This window comes from Acetobacter lovaniensis, from assembly GCF_014207635.1.
Classification (GTDB): Bacteria; Pseudomonadota; Alphaproteobacteria; order Acetobacterales; family Acetobacteraceae; genus Acetobacter; species Acetobacter lovaniensis.
The window spans coordinates 1-14,211 of sequence record NZ_JACHIE010000030.1; the positions used below are offsets into that span (position 1 = coordinate 1).

Below are 14,211 nucleotides of genomic sequence, written 5' to 3' on the forward strand. Positions count from 1 at the left end.
AGGCCACATCAACAGGCCTTACAGAAGACCGCACACGATCACACGTCAATATGGGTCAGAAAACTCTTGCATAACGGACGGCAACCACAGAAGAATTCCGAGGCGTCAGAAACAACACAGCATCCAGAGCCGGAACGTCCACACCCTCAGACAGACAGCGCACGTTGGAGAGGACACGACAGGTATTTTCTGGAGGTTCTTCCTTCAGCCATGCCAGCTTGCCTTCCTTTTCACTGGCATTCATCCCCCCATCCACATGTTCAGCTTCACAGGTCAGACGCGCTTCGGGCTCAATATCCTCACCATCCTGATATTCCTCCACCACTTTCTGGAACATCTCGGAAATCTGGATGGAACTGACCTTGTGTGTTCTCCCCTTGTAATTGGGAGAAATCACCTGACAGAACGCTACAGCCCTTTTCATGGGTTCGGGAGCATCCAGGTCATCCAATGTCAGCCCCACCTTGGACAGAGCTTTCCAGCATCCAATAATTTTGGACGCATCAGAAACAGTCAGACCATTATCAGGGTCATCCAGAAGTTTCTGGACACTCCTGCTGACGGTATCCTCATCCACAGCCAGAACAATGACCTTGTAATCCACCAGCAGTTTACGTCTGACTGCCTCGGAAAAGGTAATGACATGAAACTCAGGACCATAAATGTCCTCATTATTCATGCCATAAACAATGGCCCCTTCCTTGATGGCTTTTTCCTGAGCCAAATCTCCATAAATTCTTGGAGTGGCTGTCATGTAAAGACGATGTTTCCCCTTCAGAAACTCCTGATTATGGACTTTGACAAAAGCACTGTCATTATCCTCACCTCCAAACGTCACCCCTGTTGTTCTATGGGCTTCATCGCAGACAATCAGGTCAAACTCAGGAAAGCCAAACTCTTTCTGGGCATCACTGATGACCTTGATGGAATGGTAGGTGGAGAACACCACAGTCATGTGGGTTACGTCATGACGCTTCTGGTATTCTGTAGCCAGACGTTTGGCTGTTGTTGTAGCCGGGTATCCCAATTCATGGATTTTGACCTTAATCTCATCAGAATTGGAAAGTTGCTTTTTCCCCACGTCACTGTCTGAACAGACTGCAAAACTATGCAGGGGCACATGACTTTCCTGCGTCCATTCTGTGACAGTCTGGGAGAGCAGGGACAGGCTTGGCACCAAAAAAAGAACCAGACCACCAGCACCAACCTGTTGTTCCGCAATTTTCAGGCTGGTGAAGGTTTTCCCTGTGCCACAGGCCATGATAAGACGGCCACGCTCATGCGTCTTGAAACCAGCCAGAACCTTATGAATGGCTGTGGCCTGATGCTCTCGCAGGGATTTCTTTTCATGCAGAGCAGGTGGCGTTTTGGGAAGATATTTTGACCAGTCAATCAGACTGTTTTCAAGGTCCAGCAGGTCTATCTTGCTGACAGGAGGGTTCTGGTCAGACAGTGTATCTTCTGCGTTGCTGTTCCAGTGATTGGTGGTGGCAACAATGATACGCCGGGAGAAATGTTTTTTTCCTGAAGCCGAGAAAAAGGTGTCGATATCTTTTTTGCTGATTTTATGGTCAGGAGCATAGAACTTGCACTGAATGGCATGGAACTCCTGTGTTCCCCGTGTTCTGGCTACCAGGTCAATCCCTGTATCCTTGACAGGATGACCATGCTCCCTTGCCCATTCCTTGTAGGTGCAGACCTGGTCGTAAATGTCCGCATAACTTGGTTCTGTCCGCAGATAGCAGACAATAAGCTCCTCAAAATAGGTGCCTTTCTCGCTCTCACTCACAGCAGAATCACGAAGGGAATCAAGCAGTTCAGACAGAGCAGACATCAGGACACACACCTTGAATGGGTCAGATAAAAATTTATCCGGCCACTATAGCTTCTGATGCGAAGATGAGAAGCACCTCTTTCCATGGCCTGATAAGCCATCTCATGGTAGCTCTATCACGCTGACCATACGGCATTAAATAATATCTCCAATATATTTGAAATACTTTTTATTATTTACTTATAATTATATTTGAACGTCACATTTATAAAATGTTGACCATTTATTTTATAAGGAGATTTTAATCATGCAATTTCGATTATTAGAGAACAAAGGCACACCCAAATGGGAAATCAGTCGTTGGACATACAGCCCTGAAAAGAAACGAGCCACCAAGGAAACCCTTGGCTCTTTCCCCTGCTACTATTCCATGGTTTCCAGTGCTATTCTGAACAAATGCACCACGCAGGAAAAAGCAGAAGTTCTGGAATGGTGGCGTGTCACCAGTGAAGCCGTAAACAGGGAACGTGTCAGAAGTCAGGTCACAAAGCTTCCTGTTATCTTCAAAGACCTTGAAACCCTGCTGGATGTTATCCAGGACAATCCTGAAGACCTCGCAGAACTCAGGAACCATGCCTATGCGTTGAAAGATGCTGTCAGCAAGGTTGTTCGCAGGAGGTCACGCCAACAGAAAACTTCCAACAGTCGAGAAAATTGACTTGCTTGTGAGTTTTGCTTTCTAAAGATTATAAAACATAATGTTAGTGGAGCTGAAACATGGCACAAACAAAGCAACAGAAGCGTGACATTTTTTTTCAAAAACACCCTAACTGTTATATTTGTGGTGACATCGCTACACAAATAGATCATATGCCTCCACGAATACTTTTTCTTCGTAAGCAAGCTCCCGTAGATTACGAGTTTCCTGTTTGCCACAGGTGTAATCATAATACGAGTAAAGACGAGCAAGCTGCAGCCTTCTTATTTTATCAAGAATTAAACAATATGGAAAATGACCCAGATGAAAGAAAAAGGCTAAAAAAAATAACAAATGGAATTAAAAATAATAATAAAGAATTATTAGCTGAGTTAACTACTCATAGTAGTGCCGTATTTCAGAAAAAAACTTTCCGAGAAACTTTTGGGATTCATGGAGATATTTTAAGGCACCGAGGATACTATATGGCTTCTTTAGGGAAAGAGTGCCAGCATGTAATGTTTACTTTTTCTTACAAAATGCTTCATGCTATATATTATAAAATAACTGGATTTCGTTTCAGTGGTTATATATTTTGTCGGATAGCTGATTTAAAAAATAAAAAAGAGTTTCATTCCATAAAAGACATTACAGAATCTATGCAATATAAAGAAGATATAATTCATAGATTTAAGAGTCAAGGTAATTTTTTCTACAAATACAATATTTCATTAGAAAATGATGCTTTTTCCGTGTCGATATTTTTTGGTGGACAGTTCATTATTTTATTATATGGATTTCTTGAAAAATTTATTAAGGAAGATAAAAGGGCACCTCATCTGATAGAAAAAATGAAAAATGGAAGAATATTTAAACATATAACCTTCGATGAATGTATAAATAAAAACTGGAAATAGCGTAACACATTTTATGTAAATCACCTGTATTAGACCTACAAAATACCTTTTCTTCTTATTGTCTGTTTTCTCCTCTTGTTTGCCATCTTCTTTGTTATCTTTTGATTATAGCCAGGCATACCAGTATCCGCTTTGCGTCTACTGGTAACTGGCAAGGGGGAAAATGCTTTTCCCCCGTTGACCCCCATTTAAGCAGGAGACCCATTCCATGAGTGAAAAAAGAAAACTGAAAAAATCGTTACTGGTTCGTCTGGATGATGAACAATATGCGTGCATTACAAACCATGCCAGACAGCGTGACATCACAGCCAACAGTCTTGTGCGCGAGTGTCTGGCAGGTGCTCTTTCTCCCTCTGATACATATCAGAAGGTCAAGCCAGTCAAAGCCTATAATCCACGCACACCTCCCAAGCCGGAATACATCAAGGAGCTTTACAGGCTCAGGGAAAGCACGGCTGAACTGTGTGGAGCATTGGTGCAATACGCCATCAAATCACGTCAGGAGGGTCATGTCATGGCTCATGCTGAAGCAGAATCCCTTATCCCTGATGTGCGTGATGCCGTGCGTAATCTGGACAGGCTCCGCAAGAAGCTTGAAGGAAAATAATGATTAGCGGGGCTACACGTGGCAAGGGTGGCTCAGGACTATGGCGTCACCTTCTGGACTACAAGCGTCAGAATGATGCTGTCATGGTCGGTGCATCACGTGGGTTGATTGAAACCGGCACGAAAGACCAGATTAAAGAACTCACCCATATTGGCAGTTATGCCAGCCATTCCAAGCCTCTCCACCATGTTCATGCAGACCCCGCGAAAGACTGGACATCAGACCAATGGGCTGATTTCTGGAAGTCCTATGAAAAAGAATTTTCTCTCCAGAAACAGCCCTTCACTGAAGTTGTGCATGTCAAACATGGCCGGGAACATAAGCACAGGGTGTATTCCCTTCTGTTGCCATCCGGTTCCTGTATCCGAATGGATAACGATTTCATCAGACGTGAGAAACTGAACCGGCTGGCTGAAATACGCACAGGAGAACCCATCCTGTCCGGCAGACATAATGATGCTGTTATCAAGGCTCTGGATGCTGAAGGGAAAACAGTAGAAGCCCAATTGCTCAGGGATGCAGGACTGGAAGGAACACGCACCAGAGGGAAACTGAAGCCCCAGGAACGTGCTCAACAGGAACGCACCCATATTGATAAGGCTGGATTGGCTGTAATCGTTCTCAAGGGCTGGAAGAGCTTTGTCCCGACTGTTCTCATGGAGCAGTTAAAGACCTATGGCTGTCATCTGGCTATGGGGGATAAGGGGCCGGTTGTCATAGACCAGACGGGCAATGTTCATGCGCTGAACAGGCTGGTCAACATGGCTTCCAAAGCAGAGGGAAAACCTCTGAAAATCACAGCAAAACAGGCTGTGGACTACGTCAGGGGGTATGACCTCCCATTTTATGCAGACATTCAGAAGAAAGGAAAAATTAATGACAGAACCATTCCAGAACTCGGAACAGGACAAGAGGATGACTTTATACCAGCAGACCTATCAGGAAGCCTGTGGAGCGAACAGGAACACACAGGACATTCTCGACCTGATGAGCAACCAGACAGGAGACAAACCCTCACCCATCGACCAGATACAGCAATTGCTCGAAACCATTTCAGACCAGCAAAAGCAGATTATATCTTCTCAAAGCCAGATATTGAAAAGATTATCAGCACTGGAAAACTGAACAAACATATCACCCATGTTGCCAGCCTGTCCCATCTTGTTCTGATAACCCCTTATCATATCAGGGACATCAAAGCCAGATTGAAACAGGCAAAACAGGAAGACTGGTATTTTTATCGCAGAGCCTATCAGAACCTCAAAGACCAGCAATACTGGCTTGACCAATGGAACAACAGCATCGACAGCAACATTCTGCTTTTGCTGGTGGAACTATTTCTGAGCCTGTTTTTTGGTGGGTCTGTGACTATCAGAAACAAGCCTTATCCCATTGCCATGAATTTTGGGCTTCCTGCACCTATCAGTGATGCGACATGGAACATGATGTCAGAAGACCAGCAGGAAAATATCCTGTTTGAAAGTTATCTTTTATACAGGGCATCCTACAGGAATTATCAGAAGTTACATGCCCAACAGAACAGAATTCCTGTCACGTTTGAGTTTTTCCTGAACCTGCATGGAAAGGATATTCTGACACAGATGATTTCCAGAAATATGGGCTATCTGGAAAACAAAATCATCGACCAGGAAAATGCGAAAATTCTTCAGAATACAAATGAAGCCATGGCATGGATGAGACAGAACAATTCAGACGTTGAAAACCATTCAAATGCATTGAAAATGTAAAGGAAATACACATAAAAAAAGGAACCTCGAAAGGTTCCTCATGAAAGCCATAGTAGGCTGGTTTTCTGTTTTTAATCTCCTGTAGGTGAGTTTAGTTGTTGTATAATAGTTGATCCGCTTGAATTACCTGTCAGACGCCACAATTGATTTCTTATTGTTGATGTATTTGTGGTCATGTCATGGTCATAAGAATATCCGTGCCCATCACTACTTGTGAAGGTTACATCAGATAAGCTTGGAATATAAACGGATTTTCCAGACGCAGTAACCTCTGCCAATTCAGTTTGAAAAGAATATTCACTTGATGAATTAGTACCCGTTAAAACATGAGACAATGCTTGGAAAGTGTCATCAGACAGACCAATTGCTTCAGCATATTGTTGAGGCGTTGTTATCGGATTTCCATTTGAATCATAAATACCCGTCATAGATGCAATGTTAGTCTGTGGATATTTTGTCATTAATGCGTTTAAATTACCTATTTCCTGGGATGGGTCACTTACAGAATAACTATTAGACGAATTATACTCACCCTGAGTGCTTGATGAAGAAGAACTATCAGAGCCAGATGAACTCGAATCACTGGAACTGCTAGAGCTACTGCTGTCAGCAGAGGAACCAGAACTGTCTGCACTGCTACTGGAAGAACTGCTTGAAGAAGACGTAGCAGAGCAACCGGATGCTGTGGCTCCTGCTCCAACAGCCTGACTTAATTGATTGGCTATGGTGCAATAGGTTGTCCCAAGGTTTGTTCCTGTTGCCTGTAAACCTAAAATCGTCACAACAGCAATCAGGGCAGAAAGTATGCCATATTCGACAGCAGTTGCTCCAACGTCCTGCTGTATTTTCTTTTTATAATAAATCATATTTGAAATCCTCCTTTGTATATATACATATTTATTGTAATATATATTCAGGAATAACTTCAAACATATCGAACTATTCAGAAAAATTCTTCCAGATTGTAGACATAAAAAAAAGGAACCCCGAAAGGTTCCCCATAACGTATGACACATAGATTTTGGATTATTGACCAGAACCAGAAGAAACAGAAGCATTGGCACTACTCAAGGTTGTACCAACATTATTAAATGTGCTCTTTAATTGTGTTCCAACAGTCCCAACAGCACCGATAATACCAACAGAAATTATGGCAGCAATCAGACCATATTCAATGGCAGTTGCCCCGACTTTGTTTTTAAATGTTTTAACTAAAGTTTTCATATGAAAATCCTCCAAATATTAATATAGAGCACCATACTATTATGATGCCTTAAATACATAATACTGTATTGATTTGCATATTTTCAAGAAAAACGAACTTTTTATAATTTATTTTCTTGACATTATCATTTATGTATAAAATAATAATCTTATGTTGTAGCGACATAAGTGACCATCAAACTCCCTCCCGAAAGCAGTTTGGTGGTTTTTTATTGCCCGTAAAAAATTTCCAAAAATGTGAGCCTGTAATTTTCTTCAAAGATAATTTTTAAGTAATGGTAAAAATATTTAAATAAATACCGTTTCAAAAACTTGACTTTTTGAATACGCATTCCTTATTATGTAAATACAAAGGGAAAATCGTATTCAATATTGTATATTCAAAAGTATTTTAGAAAATAATCCCTGATTAACAATTTAAGGAGACATTCTATGAGTGAAATTACATTCCGCACAGGCAACCTGACCATCCATCATATTTTTTCACCTGTTGAGGGGTTTGATGACATCGCACCAGGATATGTCAAAGACTTCAGGACATTCCTGCAATCCTCTAAAATTACACAGACAATGCAGGAATCCTATATTTCCGCATTGCGTGAATTCCCGACATATCCCGCAAACAACAAGCTTGAAGGCACGATAGAAGACCAAGCCTATAAATTATTAGATTTATATCATTCTGATGCCATCCAGAATATTCTGGACGTGCTTGCTCCACAGATTATTGAAAAATATGGCGAAGACCAGTTATCCGTTTTCATAGTGGCTTTTTTGGAAGGTGTTTTAAGGGACATTGAAATCATAAAGGGAGATGGCAAAAATCACCTGTCGTATTTCAATCGTGACCTTGATTGTAGCTGTGCTTCTGTCCTGAAGAGCTACTTTCCCGGTGATTATGCATTGGGAGATTATCTGGCCCGCTATTTCCTTGCGGACAGAGTGACAGCCCTGCATGTCTTTGGCGGTGTGCAATGATTTATGGATATGCACGTGTCAGCACCAGAGACCAGTCGACTGATATGCAGGTCAGTCGATTGCTGGAAGCCGGGATTCCAAAAGAAAGAATTTTCATGGATGTCATTTCCGGTGCAACAGAAGACAGGCCACAGTTAAACAGTTTGTTAAATCTGTTGCACAAGGGCGATGTTCTGACAGTCTGGAAAGTGGACAGGCTTGGAAGACGAACAGCCCATCTGGCAAGGCTTCTGGAAGAATTTGATCAGAAAGGCATAACAGTCAGAAGTCTGACAGAGGGTGTAGATACGTCAGACAGGTCAAGCCGTGTCAGTTATCTGTTGATGTCTGTCATTGCTCAGAATGAGCGTGAGACCATTAATGAGCGCATTAGAAGTGGCATAGACCATGCTCAGAAATATGGAACGAAAACAGGTCGTCCCATAGGCAGACCCAAAGCCAGTTCTGCAAAGGTGCAACATGCTCTGGACCTTTTAGCATCTGGAAAAAGCTACAGACATGCGTCTTCCATTGCGGGTGTGTCTTTAGCCACATTGGTCAGACGTGTTCAGGCTATGCAACAGAAAAACCAGTTTACACGTCAGACCAGTATTTTTGAGACACTGAATCAGAATACTCAAAAATAAATATGCACTTAATTTATTATTCGAATAGTTTTGAAATCTGAAAACTTTCAGGGTAGTGAATTCTGTTAATGGTCTTTTTTAGATTTTTGATTCCAATTTTATGCAGGTAAGTCGTAATACCTTGGGATTTTTTGGAACTATCTCCAATATGTCCCAGGACTGAATCAATCCAAACCTCTCTAATCGTAGCATCTTCATTCCTGAGAATGGTTGAAACACTATGACGGAATGAATGGAAAACAGTGTCGTCTGTGACCCCTGCCCTCTGTTTATGAAGGCTAAAAGCTTTTTGGAACTTTGTTGATAGATGGTTCATGGAGCCAGATGGTGTCAAGTCATGGAAAATAAAGGTTTTTCCTGCGTTCCTCATACGTTCTACATGCCTGATTAAGCCCACCTTAATAAGTTCTGGATGGACAGGAACCACACGTTCCCCTGCTTCTGTTTTTGGTGAGAATCTAACCAGCTTTCCTGCAACTTCTGTAGGTGCATGGTCTTGTACATACATAACCCACCCATCATCAGTATGAACAAAGTCTTCACAACGAAGATGACAAATCTCGCCTTGCCTCATCCCACTATAAGCCCCGATGGATGTAATAAAAGCATAAGTTTGGCGTGAAACGGACTTACTAACAAAATGTAGATTAGTTAACTTAATCAGGTTTTCCTCTGACCAGTCAGATACGTGACGAATGGTTTCTGTTTTGAACTTAAATCCTTTCCAGATATTTTTTTGGACATGCTCAATAGGTAGCAAAAAATCCCATAAACCATTGATAAATGTGATGCGTTTTTCAATCGTCACCTCACTCATACGCTCAATAGTTTCTCCCTGTTTATCTTTGAAATCTGCAGCAGAAACCGCATCCTTGATGGGAGTATAATAACAACTTTTCCCATAGTTTCTTGGAAGGCGTCTTAATGTCTGGATAAATTCATGAGCATCTTTGCCGGAATATTCTCCGACTGGTTTGTCTCCCATGACTTCCATGAACATTGCGAAAGTGTTGCGGAGAACTCTTACGTCTCTGTCATTTTTATAATCTTTTTGTTTGGTCTCAATATACGTTTCAGCAATTTCGGATAACAATGGACTATTTTGTGGCTTGAGCGTTTGATACTGAACGCTAGGTGCGAGTTGATTGTTTTGTGCCATTTGCATCATGCTGGATGCGATAGAAGCCATTTGTTTTAAGGCTTCTGTCAGTTCGTTTCGGCCTTCACGGCTTTCTTCGAGTCTGGCTTGTGTCACTTCTTGTTTTTGAGTGACCTTCCCCAAATGCTGACTGATTTCTTTCAGCCTCGTTGCTTGCTCATGAATAAATGACTGGAAACGGTCATGGACAGAGAGCAATTCCATGAAGCGTCGAAGTTCGCTTTGTTTAGTGAATAAGGTGAGGACGTGCTCTTGCTGGGCGATGACTGCTTCTGCTTCAGTCAACCCTTCTTCTAATAATCTTACATATTCTTCATCTTTGGACATGTGACGACAATCATCAAAAATCGCTTCAACCTGTCCATAAATCATACCACCTCTCGCGGTGGCCGTAACCCGGTTGGATGTATCCAGAGCGAACCAGAGTTCCTGCTTTCCAATGAATGGACGAGCTACGAGAGGAACTTTTCTACGAAAATGATAGGAACGACCGATTTTGCGTAACATCTCCAGCCAACCCTTGGTGGAGAAGGAAGTGGAGAAGTTCTCCACCAGCCCTCAAAAAGGGTGGAAATTTTTGTCAATAATTTCAATGACTTAGGAGAAAAAATGGCTGGGGGACCTGGATTCGAACCAGGGCTGACCGGGTCAGAGCCGGTAGTTCTACCGCTAAACTATCCCCCAGCAGGACGACGCTTTAGAAGTGTAAAACACCACTTCCGTGCCGGTGACGCTCTACTAGCACTGTCATATTGGGCTTGCAACCCCATTCAACAAAAGAATTTTGTTTGGAGTGCATATTTATCTTGTCCCCAAGCCACGCGGTCCCCAGAATAAGACAAAGATGTGTGCAACCCTGACGACCAAGGACCGGATAGATGGATCACTCTCTTCCCTGGGCCGGTTCCTCGGTCAACAGACTGTTCCCTCTTTCGAATGGCATGAGTGGGGAGGCGGATCTCTTCGGCGCGCTGGATCTGGGCACCAATAACTGTCGCCTGATGATTGCTGCACAAACGGTTGGTGGCTTTAGGGTGGTGGACAGTTTCACCCGCGCCGTGCGGTTGGGGGAAGGTCTGCATCACACGGGTCGCCTGAGCGAGGACGCAATGGGGCGTACGGTCGAAGCGCTGCAGATCTGTGCGGACCGGCTGGCACGGCGAAAGGTGGGAATGTTTCGGGCGGTTGCAACCGAGGCCTGCCGTCGCGCGGTTAATGGGCGGGATTTCATTGCGCGCGCTCAGGCTGCGGCTGGCTTTGACATTCATGTTATATCCGGCCGTGAAGAAGCCAGTCTGGCGGTCGAGAGTTGCGCCAACCTCATTCATAATCCTCGCTTCGGTCCACCACGGAACAGAGCGCTCCTGTTTGACATAGGGGGTGGTTCTACCGAAGTTGCATGGATACGCAGCGATACTGCGCAACAGACAGAATCCCTGATCGGCTACCTCAGTCTGCCGGTTGGCGTGGTCACGTTATCGGAACAGTTCGGGCCAATGGAAGACCTGACGACTGAGCGTTACCGTGCCATGGTTGAGTATACCCGCACATTCTTGAATGACTTTGAGAACGTTCATCGTATCCGTTCGGAGATCAGGCGCGATCAGGTCCGGCTGATCGGCACGAGTGGCACGGTTACAACCCTTGCCAGTCTTATCCTTAATCTCCCACGTTATGCCCGCGCGGCAGTTGACGGGTCATTACTGCCCGCCAGTAGCGCGCGCCTTGCCATGCGCAAGTTGCGGGATATGGGGCTGAGCAATATTGAAAGTCACCCATGCATTGGCCCGGATCGCGCCCTTTTTGTGCTGCCTGGCTGCGCTATTTTTGAAGCTATTCACGATATATGGCCCATGCAGGATATTATTGTTGCCGATCGTGGGTTACGAGATGGCATGATTCTACGCATGCTGCGCAAAGCCTCTTCCATGTCGCGCCGTTCTACGCGGCCTCTTCATCCCCGACAGGCTCTTTCCACACAGAATTTAATGCAGGCAACAGGTTTATGAGCGACAAGAAACCCCGTTCATCAGGGCATTCTTCCACATTGCGTGTTCCCGGGCGTGCGCGCAAAAGCAGCGCAACCCCAGGCGGCAAGCTGGCAAAGGATGATGCTGATGCGCCGCAGCGGATGCGCACGCAGACAGTGTCCCTCAGAACCGCGCGGGGCAGGACGACAGCCCAGCAGAAATGGCTCGCACGCCAGTTGAACGACCCATATGTGCAGGCGGCTCACAAACAGGGCTGGCGCTCCCGCGCGGCGTTTAAGCTGATTGAGCTTGATGACAAGTTTGGTCTGATCCGTCCGGGGATGCGTGTTGTGGATCTGGGTGCGGCCCCTGGGGGATGGACACAGGTTCTGGTCAAGCGTGGCGCTGCTCAGGTGGTCGGTGTCGATTTGCTGCCGGTTGACCCCGTACCGGGTGCGGAAATCATCGAAGGGGATTTTACAGACCCCGATATGGCTACCACCTTAACAACCATGCTGGGCGGCAAGGCGGACCTTGTTGTATCGGACATGGCACCCAATACAACCGGCCATGGGCCGACTGATCATATCCGCATTATCGGCCTGACTGAAGAAGCCCTGCATTTTGCATTCGAGATTCTGGCCGAAGGCGGCGGGTTCGTTGCCAAGGTGTTTCAGGGTGGGTCGGAAAGAGCCATGCTGGATACCCTGAAGCAGGCATTCTCCCTTGTGCGTCACGCCAAGCCGCCAGCCAGCCGTAAGGATTCGGCGGAACTCTACGTTGTTGCCACGGGTTTCAGGCCGCACAGGCTCAAAGCCTGAGAATGCGGCGTGGAGTGCGGCAGGCCTGTTCGGTCAGGGTGACTTTGAAGCAATGATATTGAAGTGTGACCATGAGTGAGACTGTTCTTGATGTCAGGGGGTTGAGTTGTCCCCTCCCCGTTCTCAAAGCCAATCGTGTTCTTCGTGGGTTACCCGAGGGGGCGCGTTTAAGGGTTCTGGCGACTGATCGGGCTTCCGTGTCCGATTTTCAGGTTTTCTGCAGGGAGACCGGGCATGCCCTTGTCTCTTTTGCCGATGAAAACGGAGTTTTCGCCTTTACGATCAAACGGCGGGCGTAAGGCTGATAATTTTCGGTCATAGCTGAAATTCCACCTGTCATTGACAAGCAAGGCTTGGCAGAAGGCCCCTTCTCGCGCTATTGGCTGCCCTTCATGAAGGATAGGGACGCCCGCACGATGCCGGACAACATCACTTCGCTGTCTTTTGAAGATGCGCTTTCCGAACTGGAAAAAATTGTGCGCGGTTTGGAAGGTGGCCAGATGAAGCTGGAAGATGCCATTAAGGCATATGAGCGCGGCGCGGCCCTGCGGCAGCATTGTGAGGCCAAGCTGAGTGAAGCAGAAGCCCGCGTGCAGGCGATCGTGCAACGGTCCGACGGGTCGTTGGACATGAAACCGATGGACTGAGATGTCGATGACTGAGCCGACGCAAACCACAATCATTCGCGCAACTGACACTGCGCTCCTCAAACAGGACATGAGCGCACGTGCAGGCGTGATCGAAAGCACGATCGACGCCCTGCTTCCGCCCACAAAAGGAGGGGATGCGCGGCTGATAGACGCCATGCGTTATGCCACTCTGGGCGGTGGCAAGCGCCTGCGCGGCTATCTGGCGGTTACGGCCGCCAGCCTGTTCGGCGTGCCGGAAAGCCAGTCCGCCAGAGTAGCCGCATCTGTTGAAATGCTGCACGCCTATTCCTTGGTGCATGATGACCTGCCTGCCATGGATGATGATGACATGCGCCGCGGTCAGCCCTCCACGCATCGCAAGTTTGACGAGGCAACCGCTATCCTGGCCGGAGACGCCCTGCAGACCAGAGCGTTCGAAATCCTTGCCGCAGCCCATACGCATGCAAGTGCGGATGTGCGCATCGACTTGATCCAGAGTTTTGCCGAAGCTTCGGGTGCCGCTGGTATGGTTGGCGGGCAGATGATCGACATGGAAGGCGAAGGGCGTGCCCTTCCGCTGGATGAAGTCCGCCACCTGCATGCGCTTAAAACTGGCTGCCTCATCCGTTATTCGGCTGAAGCAGGTGCTATTCTGGGGCAGGCTTCGGCTGATCTGCGCAAGCGCCTTAGGGCATATGGAGCAAATATCGGCGCAGCGTTCCAGATAGCGGATGATGTGCTGGACGCCACAGCCACGGCCGAAGAACTGGGTAAAACCGCAGGCAAAGATGAAGCCTCCGGCAAGTCCACTTTTGTGGCACTTCTTGGAATTGATGGCGCAAGAAATGAGGCCGCGCGCGTAACCGAAGCCGCGATTGCCGAACTCGCACCCTTTGGCGCACAGGCTGACCGGCTGCGAGATCTTGCCTACTACGTGATCGAACGGAGAAACTGAGAACATGGCTGACCAGAACGCCGCGTCACCGATTCCCACTTTTGGCCGTTTTCCTGCGCTGGATCGTGTTCGGGTTCCTGCGGACCTGCGCAACCTGTCTGTTGAG

The 14,211-nt window shown here is 46.3% G+C and carries 15 protein-coding genes and 1 tRNA gene; 11 read left to right on the forward strand and 5 right to left on the reverse strand.

Features of this window, described 5'->3' with window-relative positions; all coding sequences use genetic code 11:
• Positions 1 to 55: 55 nt before the first annotated feature.
• Positions 56 to 1,834 carry a restriction endonuclease gene (locus HNR55_RS16145; RefSeq protein WP_242005653.1) on the reverse strand — a complete coding sequence of 593 codons (1,779 nt, stop codon included), beginning with the start codon at positions 1,832 to 1,834 and terminating at the stop codon, positions 56 to 58.
• 247 nt (positions 1,835 to 2,081) lie between these two features.
• Here HNR55_RS16145 and HNR55_RS16150 point away from each other — a divergent pair, with 247 nt between their 5' ends.
• From HNR55_RS16150 to HNR55_RS16165, 4 genes are all read left to right on the forward strand, one after another.
• Positions 2,082 to 2,492, forward strand: a complete 411-nt coding sequence (locus tag HNR55_RS16150) for a hypothetical protein (protein ID WP_166117100.1) — start codon at positions 2,082 to 2,084, stop codon at positions 2,490 to 2,492.
• Between the two features lie 59 nt (positions 2,493 to 2,551).
• Positions 2,552 to 3,388 (forward strand): hypothetical protein, encoded by an 837-nt coding sequence (locus HNR55_RS16155; RefSeq protein WP_166117098.1) that lies wholly within the window; start codon positions 2,552 to 2,554, stop codon positions 3,386 to 3,388.
• A gap of 208 nt (positions 3,389 to 3,596) precedes the next feature.
• A complete protein-coding gene (locus tag HNR55_RS16160) occupies positions 3,597 to 3,995 on the forward strand; it encodes a hypothetical protein (protein WP_166117096.1) in 399 nt (132 codons plus the stop codon).
• The gene (locus HNR55_RS16165) at positions 3,995 to 5,743 is read left to right on the forward strand and encodes a hypothetical protein (RefSeq protein WP_166117094.1); all 1,749 of its coding nucleotides are present in this window, start codon (positions 3,995 to 3,997) and stop codon (positions 5,741 to 5,743) included. The genes HNR55_RS16160 and HNR55_RS16165 overlap by 1 nt, the downstream gene beginning before the upstream one ends.
• Positions 5,744 to 5,814: 71 nt before the next feature.
• Here HNR55_RS16165 and HNR55_RS16170 read toward each other — a convergent pair whose 3' ends face one another.
• Together HNR55_RS16170 and HNR55_RS16175 are read right to left on the reverse strand one after the other, a co-directional pair.
• Complete coding sequence (locus tag HNR55_RS16170; RefSeq protein ID WP_166117092.1) at positions 5,815 to 6,609, reverse strand: Flp family type IVb pilin; 795 nt, start codon at positions 6,607 to 6,609, stop codon at positions 5,815 to 5,817.
• 160 nt (positions 6,610 to 6,769) lie between these two features.
• Positions 6,770 to 6,967, reverse strand: coding sequence for a Flp family type IVb pilin (locus HNR55_RS16175; protein ID WP_166117090.1), 198 nt, complete (start codon positions 6,965 to 6,967; stop codon positions 6,770 to 6,772).
• Between the two features lie 432 nt (positions 6,968 to 7,399).
• On the opposite strand from HNR55_RS16175, the gene HNR55_RS16180 reads away from it, so the two are divergent.
• Positions 7,400 to 7,945, forward strand: a complete 546-nt coding sequence (locus HNR55_RS16180; protein WP_166117088.1) for a hypothetical protein — start codon at positions 7,400 to 7,402, stop codon at positions 7,943 to 7,945.
• Positions 7,942 to 8,571, forward strand: a complete 630-nt coding sequence (locus HNR55_RS16185) for a recombinase family protein (RefSeq protein ID WP_166117086.1) — start codon at positions 7,942 to 7,944, stop codon at positions 8,569 to 8,571. The genes HNR55_RS16180 and HNR55_RS16185 overlap by 4 nt, the downstream gene beginning before the upstream one ends.
• A 16-nt stretch (positions 8,572 to 8,587) precedes the next feature.
• Here the strand turns inward: HNR55_RS16185 and HNR55_RS16190 are convergent, their stop codons facing one another.
• Both HNR55_RS16190 and HNR55_RS16195 read right to left on the reverse strand, forming a co-directional pair.
• Complete coding sequence (locus tag HNR55_RS16190) at positions 8,588 to 10,237, reverse strand: tyrosine-type recombinase/integrase (protein WP_166117084.1); 1,650 nt, start codon at positions 10,235 to 10,237, stop codon at positions 8,588 to 8,590.
• A gap of 103 nt (positions 10,238 to 10,340) precedes the next feature.
• Positions 10,341 to 10,414, reverse strand: a tRNA-Gln gene (locus HNR55_RS16195).
• Positions 10,415 to 10,608: 194 nt separating this feature from the next.
• Between HNR55_RS16195 and HNR55_RS16200 the strand changes: the two genes are divergently transcribed.
• The 5 genes from HNR55_RS16200 (at position 10,609) to HNR55_RS16220 (ending at position 14,105) form a co-directional block, all read left to right on the forward strand.
• Positions 10,609 to 11,739 (forward strand): Ppx/GppA phosphatase family protein, encoded by a 1,131-nt coding sequence (locus HNR55_RS16200; protein ID WP_166117082.1) that lies wholly within the window; start codon positions 10,609 to 10,611, stop codon positions 11,737 to 11,739.
• Positions 11,736 to 12,521 carry an RlmE family RNA methyltransferase gene (locus tag HNR55_RS16205; RefSeq protein ID WP_166117080.1) on the forward strand — a complete coding sequence of 262 codons (786 nt, stop codon included), beginning with the start codon at positions 11,736 to 11,738 and terminating at the stop codon, positions 12,519 to 12,521. The genes HNR55_RS16200 and HNR55_RS16205 overlap by 4 nt, the downstream gene beginning before the upstream one ends.
• A 71-nt stretch (positions 12,522 to 12,592) precedes the next feature.
• Positions 12,593 to 12,820 carry a sulfurtransferase TusA family protein gene (locus HNR55_RS16210; RefSeq protein ID WP_166117078.1) on the forward strand — a complete coding sequence of 76 codons (228 nt, stop codon included), beginning with the start codon at positions 12,593 to 12,595 and terminating at the stop codon, positions 12,818 to 12,820.
• 93 nt (positions 12,821 to 12,913) lie between these two features.
• Positions 12,914 to 13,168, forward strand: coding sequence for an exodeoxyribonuclease VII small subunit (locus HNR55_RS16215; protein WP_173957829.1), 255 nt, complete (start codon positions 12,914 to 12,916; stop codon positions 13,166 to 13,168).
• Position 13,169: 1 nt separating this feature from the next.
• Complete coding sequence (locus HNR55_RS16220) at positions 13,170 to 14,105, forward strand: polyprenyl synthetase family protein (RefSeq protein ID WP_166117076.1); 936 nt, start codon at positions 13,170 to 13,172, stop codon at positions 14,103 to 14,105.
• Positions 14,106 to 14,211: the final 106 nt, after the last annotated feature.